This window comes from Arsukibacterium sp. (assembly GCF_033721375.1).
Lineage (GTDB): Bacteria > Pseudomonadota > Gammaproteobacteria > Enterobacterales > Alteromonadaceae > Alishewanella.
The window spans coordinates 205,375-213,443 of the sequence record NZ_JAWWAP010000009.1 but is presented as its reverse complement, the minus strand read 5'-3'; the positions used below and the strand labels follow the sequence as shown (position 1 = coordinate 213,443).

Below are 8,069 nucleotides of genomic sequence, written 5' to 3'. Positions count from 1 at the left end.
TTGTTTCTGAAGGTATGGAGGGTAAGGTAACAAAGGCATTAACCAGAGAAAATATGCTAAGCCACCCAACTTTTAAATCTTGGGTCTCAAGACAATTTCACAAAAGCGAGTACGTGCGCAATCTCGTAAATGAAAACAGTCGTGACTCAAAGTAGGTGCCAAGTTACAGCTAACAAGACCAGCCAGCAACGCCCACTGCGTGTGCTGGACCTTCGTTCCGGCGCTTCGCGCCTCCACTACTGCCGCTGCTGGCAGCGTTCTATACACACGGAGATAGCGGATTGGTAGGCTACAACTGGACGTGTTTAGTCTGTGATTCTGGCGTAGATAAAAAACTCGAGTATTGCCCTAAATGTGGTTATTTGGCTGGAGCAAATGGTTATGAAATAGATGCTCGCAAGATGCTGTTGAAGCATGCTCAATGTGAACATTCTCTGGATTGCCCTAAATGCTCTAAACGAAAAATCGACATCAAATTTAGTAAGCCTCCGCAGGAATATTATTATGTTGGGTTTAAGGGGCGTCTGGTCCTTTTTGAGATTTTGTATCTCTATATTTTCTGTAATAATTGCCAGTATCAACATGAGATAGAGTTTGACGTGCCCATCCCCCGAAAGATCTTTAGGTGGGCTATGAAACGAGATATAAAAAACGAGTATTTAAAACGTATATAACAAAGGCAGCCGACGCATGCCGCACAGCTGCTTTGAACGTTATGTTTACTAGGAAATCGTCTTAATGTTTAGATATTTAATGTTGTCGCTAATTGTCGTGTTGCATGGCTGTGCGACAACTAAAACTATAAAAAATGACTACATCTTGAATGCTGATACCGGCAATGGTGTTTTGGCTACATCAATCAGCTATCGAGGTAGTTACTCAGGGTACTCTATTTTTTATCAAAATATAGAGAGCGGGATTCGTGGTGAGGCTCAATTCGGAGAAGGTGTTGCTTTGATTCCAATACCACCGAAAGGAGATTTCTCACATTTAAACCGTAAGGGCGAAGTCTTTGCGATTGAGCTTGCTGCAGGTACTTATCGAGTGTGGGATTGGGGAGTACATAGTGGATATGCAAATGTTAGCCCTATGAGTCCAATATCCATCGAGTTCAAAGTAATTCCAGGCAAGGTTACTTATCTTGGTAATTTTGATTTTGTTCAAACTGATAGGATGGGCTTAACTGTCACCGGCGTTGAAGTGAGATATTCAGATCAGTCGAAAATTGATTTGGATATCCTTTTACGTAAACAGCCTCGAATAAAAGTAGAAGATATTACTTTTGGCATAGAGAGAAATGCTGATTACAAAGACCTGGGCGGTGGCGGGCGTACTAACTGGGACATACCATTAGTGGTAATGTAAACAAAACAATCCGTGTCATTCGGGGCCTGCGACCCCTGCAATGCTCACAAGTTCGCGCGCATGCGCGGGGTGTTAAATTAATATGGAAATTGTCGTCGTTCTCGCCATTTTGGGACTTTTTTACCTCTGGCCAGCGCTGTTGTCAGAGCTGCATCTATACCGATTAGGCCAATCGAGGGCAATAAAGCCGCGCATCAAAGTCTATATCCTGAGCTACGGTGTCTGGTTGATTTTCGGAATCTTATACTCCTTGGTATTAACTCAGCTAAATTTTGACGCAACGCAGCATGCAGCGACCTGTGAAATAGACGAAAGCGGCTGCAACCAAGACTATCTTGTGACCGTTGAACGAATTGATGAGTGGGGTATCTTTTTCTTGCATCCCGTTACAGCACTTTTCGCATGGTTCGTGCTGCAATGGCGTGCCAAGCAAATTTAACAAGTTGTTGTAGTTCGTTCCGGCCTGTGGTCTCCATCGGACGCCTAAACAAAAGCGTTAGAAAACAAGGATAGTTATTGATGAATACTGAGCGTGTGCGAGAAGAATTAATTCAGCACATTGGTAAACAAAATGGAATTGCGGCAGCTCTTGCAGTAAGTGTTTGGGCAGGGATAGTTCTAATTGCATGGTTCTTCTTGTATCAAACTTTTCCTAAAATGGCATGGATAATGATTCCGGGTTCAGCCACTTTGCTCGCTTTAGTCGTTCGCTTTGTAGGCCGAGGATATTCAGGGGTTTTTAAGGCACTTACGTATATTAGTTTTGTTCTAGTAACTCTAATGGCTTGGGATATGGGGGTGATGATCAAGGGACCAGTACATGGCTCTGTTATCCTTGCCTTAATCTTTGGTGGCATCTCGTGCATTTCATTTTTAAGTACTATCTCAGTATCGCGAGAGCATCATTTAATTTTCTTTCGCATTACAAAAATGGATAAGGATGTGCCTAAACCGTCTCTGAAAAATAAAGCATTTGTAGTTCTGCCGCTGGGGCTGTTCGGAGTATCTTGTTCATTAATTGTTGCACTTGTCGCTTTGATTTTGAGTGGATTTCTGCATGTTGAGTAAGTTTTCTAACAAGGCCAGTCAGCAACGCTCCTACAGTGCTGGACGCGCTAACACGTGCCGCTGCTTGCGGCGTTAGCCTTTAAAATAAGGATGGCCTCTATGACAAGATTTGCTGTTATTTTAATTGCTCTTTTACTATCTAGTTGCGCTAATGTTCCGCTAGGAACGATGCTCGAATTTCGTTCATTTGGTAAAGAAGACTTTGTTACCATTCAGCCTCAAGATTTGAGAGCAAAAATACAGGTTGATGAGCCTGTTCTAGCAGACATAGAGAGTGCGGAATTGGCTCTTGAACTAACCACTGATAAGGGCTTAAGAGAGTTTAAGTTTCCGTTGCTTTTGCTTCGCGAAGAAAAGATTGCACCGGAGGCCGGTTTTTTCTCAAAGTCGGCAGGAAAGACTGAATACACTCTAAAACTCTCAGATGAAGCGGTAAAAAACTTTATTGTAACCCAACAGATTATTCAGGATGAACAATCCGGAAGTTTGAGTTTTTCAGTTACAACCGGTTTTGAAAAGTTTCCAAGTGAGATTACTGAAATAGTTTTGTCGGTTTTCTTAAAGCTATCCGAAGAAAAAGGCTTTGTTACTTTATTTGACAATGCAAAGTTGGAGATAAAACATGAAGGCTAACAACCGCAGTACCAATCGGCCAGTGCTGCGGGGTTAGCTTTGATTGCTTCACCTGCATAGTGATACTTTAGTGCCACTTTGCAGGTGGAACATGGTAAACCTAAGAAAGTTGAGCTAGTTACAAACCTCAAACGCCAGGCGACAAAAATTTTGGCACCCTGCAAGAATTGGAAGCCATAGCTGAATATATTGCTTTGGATTACCCTGCTGCCGCAAGCGTTTTGGTCAGGGAAGTTCTCGAAAAGACCGGGCGTTTGGAAAACTTCCCTGAATCTGGGCGAATACCTCCGGAGTTACCTGATTCGATATACCGGGAGCTAGTGGTTCAACTGCGACTTATGCTCCAACCGGCTACTTGCCCGGCTTAACCGGCGCCACAGATATAAACCATACCAGGCATTAAACCAGAAGCCACAATAGACAATAGCGGTGACATATAACTCGCGGGAAATATACAGCGGGATGGCGATGGTATTGACCAGCAACCAGAACCACCAGGTTTCCAGTTTACGGTTCATCAGCAAAAACTGGGCAATCAGGCTGAACATTAATATTGAAGAGTCGACATATGGCGCATAAGCGTCTGTCAGGCTGTGCAATAAAAAACCATGGGCCACCGTTACCAGTAATGCAATGGCAGTATACCGTACTAAGCGACTCAGGCGGCTGCGGGTGACCTGCTTAATACCGAGTTGCCGCCCCCACTGATACCAGCCAATAAAATTGGTGGCAATAAAAAACAGCATTAACATACTCTCCGCGTACAACTGCACCTGGAAAAACAGCGCGGCAAATAAACTGCAGCCGATAATACCCAGCCACCAGGTGTGAATGCTGTTACGCGCAGCCAGAAACACCGCCAGTAAATAAAAGGCATTGGCGGCATATTCAAGTGCCGCCAGTGTATCGATATATTGCAGCAGTTCTGCCATCATTGCCGCTGTAGCCGGGTCGTCAGATTATTTATCCAGGCCTCCCAGACACAGGTATTTGACGTCGAGATAATCATCCAGGCCATATTTTGAGCCTTCGCGGCCATAACCGGATTGCTTAACCCCGCCAAATGGCGCTGTCGGGTTAGACACCATGCCTTCGTTTACACCAACCATGCCATACTGCAGCGCCTCGGCAACCCGCCAGCAACGGCCGATATCCCGGCTGTAAAAATAGGCGGCCAGACCAGAATCTGTCGCATTCGCCAACGCAATAGCTTCAGCCTCATCATCGAAACTTTGCACCGCAGCTACCGGGCCAAATATTTCATCCTGTGCTACTGCCATATCGTTGTTAACGCCGGTAACGAGCGTTGGAAAGTAAAACAGGCTGTCAGTCGCCTGACGTTTACCGCCACAATGTAGTTTAGCGCCCATGGCCAGTGCCTGATGCAGCAGCTTATCAACTTTGTCGCAGGCATCATTATTTATCAGCGGACCAATATCAACATTATCATCGGTACCTTTGCCTAGTTTCAGCTTACCGATAGCCTGCTGCAATTTTTCGGTAAAAGGCTCAACGATACTTTGCTGCACCAAAATCCGGTTAGTGCAAACGCAGGTTTGGCCGGCATTTCTGAACTTAGACGCCATCAGGCCGTCAATGGCAGCGTCCAAATCGGCGTCGGCAAACACAATAAAAGGCGCATTGCCGCCAAGCTCCAGTGACACCCGCTTAACCGTACCAGCGCACTGTTTCGCCAGTTGCTTACCAATTTTGGTGGAACCGGTAAAACTGAACTTGGCCACCCGCTTATCCTGAGTTAACACATCGCCAATCGCTTTGGCGTCGGTACTGGTGATCACATTAAATACACCGGCCGGAATACCGGCGCGGTCGGCAAGTTCAGCCATCGCCAGTGCTGATAGTGGGGTCAGCTGGGCTGGCTTAACCACAAAGGTACAGCCGGCCGCCAGTGCTGCTGCCGCTTTGCGGGCGATCATTGCATTAGGGAAATTCCACGGGGTAATAGCGGCGACTACGCCAACAGGCTGTTTAATAACCACAATCCGCTGATCACCAGACTTAGCAGGAATAGTATCGCCATAAACCCGCTTCGCTTCCTCAGCAAACCATTGCATATATGAAGCACCATAGGCTATCTCGCCTTTGGCTTCAGCCAGCGGTTTGCCTTGCTCTAACGTCAATAGCAAACCTAAATCGTCCTGATGCTCCAGCAGCAGTTGCTGCCAGCGTAGCAGTAGCTCAGAGCGCTCTGAAGCAGGCCGGGCGGCCCAGCCAGCGAAAGCTTTATCAGCAGCGGCTACCGCCTTTTCAGCGGCAGTGGCAGTGCTGTCAGCAACTTTGGCTATAACATCGCCATTTGCCGGATTAATAACTTCAAAGTTACTGTCGGCGTCATGCCATTCGCCTTGCCAGTACGACGCTGTTTTTAACAAACTCTGATCTGTTAATTTAGTCATAGCATCTCCTTATCTAATTGCCGGCCCGAGCCCGTCAAACACAGGCACGGCCAGCTAATTTTCAGGTTATGCGACTAAGCTTAGCAGTTATAACAAGGTTCGCCGCTAACAGATTTTGGGTTAGCTATGCCGCTTCAACTCACCAGGCCATATTCGCTAAAGCTGGCGGCATTCAGCCACATATGCACGGCAATACTGGCTATGTAACCCAGTAAAATGACCGGCGCCCACTTCAGGTGGCCGGCAAAGGTGTAGTAGCCGCGCGCCTGGCCCATTAGTGCCACACCGGCGGCTGATCCTATTGATAACAAGCTGCCGCCCACTCCGGCGGTTAACGTGATCAGTAACCAGTGGCCATGCGACATCTCAGGCATCATGGTAAGCACCGCAAACATTACCGGGATATTATCGATTACCGCTGAAATCAAGCCCAACGCAATATTGGCGTAAGTCGCATTCCATTCGGTATACAGCACGGTCGACATCAGTTCCAGATAGCCAATAAAGCCCAGACCACCAACACACATTACCACGCCGTAGAAGAACAGCAGCGTATCCCACTCGGCGCGCGATACCCGGCTGAATACGTCAAAGGGAACGATCTGACCCAGTGCCTTAATCCGCTCCTGATCCCCTTCCCGCTCGGCCATTGCTCTTTTACGGGCCAGTGAACCCGGCAGAGTAACCCGCAGGAAAAACCCGAAGAACTGTAAATAACCCAGGCCGGTCATCATGCCCAGTACCGGCGGTAAATGCAGCACCGAGTGAAAGGCCACTGCGCTGGCAATAGTTAATAAGAACAGGCATAAAATCCGGATAGCACCGCGTTTCAGCTCAACCTCTTCATATACTGCCGACGGTTTACGCTTTTCAACGAAGAAGCTCATGATAATGGCCGGGATCAGATAGTTGGCCACCGACGGTAAAAACAGTGCCAGAAACTCCATAAACCGCAACACGCCAGCCTGCCATACCATCAGCGTGGTGATATCACCAAAGGGGCTGAAAGCACCACCAGCATTAGCCGCTACGACAATGTTTATACAGCACAGATTGATAAACTTTTTATCACCTTCAGCCACCTTCATTACTACCGCACACATCAGCAACGCGGTAGTCAGGTTGTCAGCAATTGGCGAGATAAAGAACGACAGAATACCGGTTATCCAGAATAAAGACTGATAACTAAAGCCCTTGCGTATCATCCAGCTGCGCAGCGCATCAAATACCCGCCGCTCTTCCAATGCGTTAATGTAAGTCATCGCTACCAGCAAAAACAGCATCAGCTCGGCAAATTCCAGCAAGGTATGCCGAAACGCTTCCTCTGTCACAGTCGGCATGTCAGCCTGAATATAGCGCCAGCCAATCAGCGCCCAGATAATACCCGCCGCGACCAGCACCGGCTTGGATTTACGCAGGTGAATTTTTTCTTCCAGCATCACCAGAATATAAGCAATGATAAAAATAGCTAACGCTAGATAACCAGTGGTTGAGGCCGTTAAGGCCAGCGGACCACTGGCAGCAAAGACAACAGGTGAACACAATAACGCAAATACACTAAACAAAATGATGCTGAACTTAAACATGATTGGCTACTTCAGATTTAAACAACAATAGTAATACAATAAAACAGACAACCCGGCGGGGAGCCGGGTTGTCTGTTTTATCAGCGAAGGATTAACAACGAGCATTTCGCCTTGCTAATCATAGCAGTAGTAGTACTGCCAACAATAAACTGCCGGATCCGGGAATGGCCATAAGCCCCCATCACCATCAGGTCAATATGATGTTCCTGCTGATACTGGTTTAACACCTCATCCGGCTCACCACCGACAATGGCGACCCTCGTATCAAACCCAGCATTTTTCAAAATGAGGGCCGCAGTTTCCATTTGCTGCTGAGCCGCCTCAATATTAGCGCCGGCCATCACCAGATGCACCGGTAAACCTTTGCCTAAGGGGCTGGCTGCCAGCATCTCCAGCCCTTTTAATGCGGTAGCACTGCCATCATAAGCCAGCATTATCCGCTGCGGCTCTTTATAGTGTTGCTGGGTTAGTAAAATAGGTTTATGTAAGCTTCGGATCACCCGCTCAACATGCAGGCCCATATGGCCATGTGCATCAGCACTGCTAAAACCGCGCTTGCCCAGCACCAGCAAGCGGGTTTCTTCTTCCAGTTCAACCAGGGTTTCAACCAGGGTGCCATGGCGCAACCGCTCGTCCACGCCAGCAACACCGGCTTGTTCAGCCCGGCTTTTTGCCGCATCCAGCATCAGCCTGCCACGCTCCATCGCCAGCTTACCGTGTTTTTCGTCCAGCTCGGCTAACTGCTGTAACAATACTTCCTGCGAACCCAGGCCTATACTGCCACTTAAATCAGGCGTATGAGTATGCTGGGCTTTGTCCAGCACATGAATAACCGCCATCGGTACAGTTAAACGTTTTGCTGCCCATACCGCGTAATCACAAACCGCTTCGGCATAAGGTGAGGCATCGATACATGCCATTACTTTTTTTGTCATTGTTATCTCTCCTGTCGCCAGATTTAATTTACCCCGGACTGGCTTAGCAAAACTTATTCAGGATC

At 47.4% G+C, this 8,069-nt stretch carries 9 protein-coding genes; 5 read left to right on the top strand and 4 right to left on the bottom strand.

All coding sequences use genetic code 11. The features are described 5' to 3' along the window. Positions 1-738: 738 nt before the first annotated feature. From R3187_RS15405 to R3187_RS15385, 5 genes are all read left to right on the top strand, one after another. Positions 739-1,365, top strand: a complete 627-nt coding sequence (locus R3187_RS15405) for a hypothetical protein (RefSeq protein WP_318967945.1) — start codon at positions 739-741, stop codon at positions 1,363-1,365. Between the two features lie 82 nt (positions 1,366-1,447). Further along, the gene (locus R3187_RS15400; RefSeq protein WP_318967944.1) at positions 1,448-1,804 is read left to right on the top strand and encodes a hypothetical protein; all 357 of its coding nucleotides are present in this window, start codon (positions 1,448-1,450) and stop codon (positions 1,802-1,804) included. Positions 1,805-1,884: 80 nt separating this feature from the next. Then, positions 1,885-2,433, top strand: coding sequence for a hypothetical protein (locus R3187_RS15395; protein WP_318967943.1), 549 nt, complete (start codon positions 1,885-1,887; stop codon positions 2,431-2,433). Positions 2,434-2,532: 99 nt separating this feature from the next. After that, positions 2,533-3,066, top strand: a complete 534-nt coding sequence (locus tag R3187_RS15390; RefSeq protein ID WP_318967942.1) for a hypothetical protein — start codon at positions 2,533-2,535, stop codon at positions 3,064-3,066. Positions 3,067-3,233: 167 nt separating this feature from the next. Continuing rightward, positions 3,234-3,434 (top strand): type II toxin-antitoxin system RelE/ParE family toxin, encoded by a 201-nt coding sequence (locus tag R3187_RS15385; protein ID WP_318967941.1) that lies wholly within the window; start codon positions 3,234-3,236, stop codon positions 3,432-3,434. Here R3187_RS15385 and pnuC read toward each other — a convergent pair. The 4 genes from pnuC to R3187_RS15365 form a co-directional block, all read right to left on the bottom strand. Further along, positions 3,384-4,001 carry a nicotinamide riboside transporter PnuC gene (gene pnuC / locus R3187_RS15380; RefSeq protein WP_318967940.1) on the bottom strand — a complete coding sequence of 206 codons (618 nt, stop codon included), beginning with the start codon at positions 3,999-4,001 and terminating at the stop codon, positions 3,384-3,386. The two genes, R3187_RS15385 and pnuC, sit on opposite strands and share 51 nt — an antisense overlap. Before the next feature lie 24 nt (positions 4,002-4,025). After that, positions 4,026-5,483 (bottom strand): NAD-dependent succinate-semialdehyde dehydrogenase, encoded by a 1,458-nt coding sequence (locus R3187_RS15375; protein WP_318967939.1) that lies wholly within the window; start codon positions 5,481-5,483, stop codon positions 4,026-4,028. Between the two features lie 134 nt (positions 5,484-5,617). Beyond that, the gene (gene nhaD, locus R3187_RS15370; RefSeq protein WP_318967938.1) at positions 5,618-7,069 is read right to left on the bottom strand and encodes a sodium:proton antiporter NhaD; all 1,452 of its coding nucleotides are present in this window, start codon (positions 7,067-7,069) and stop codon (positions 5,618-5,620) included. A gap of 80 nt (positions 7,070-7,149) precedes the next feature. Next, positions 7,150-8,004 carry a universal stress protein gene (locus tag R3187_RS15365; protein ID WP_318967937.1) on the bottom strand — a complete coding sequence of 285 codons (855 nt, stop codon included), beginning with the start codon at positions 8,002-8,004 and terminating at the stop codon, positions 7,150-7,152. Positions 8,005-8,069 lie beyond the last annotated feature (65 nt).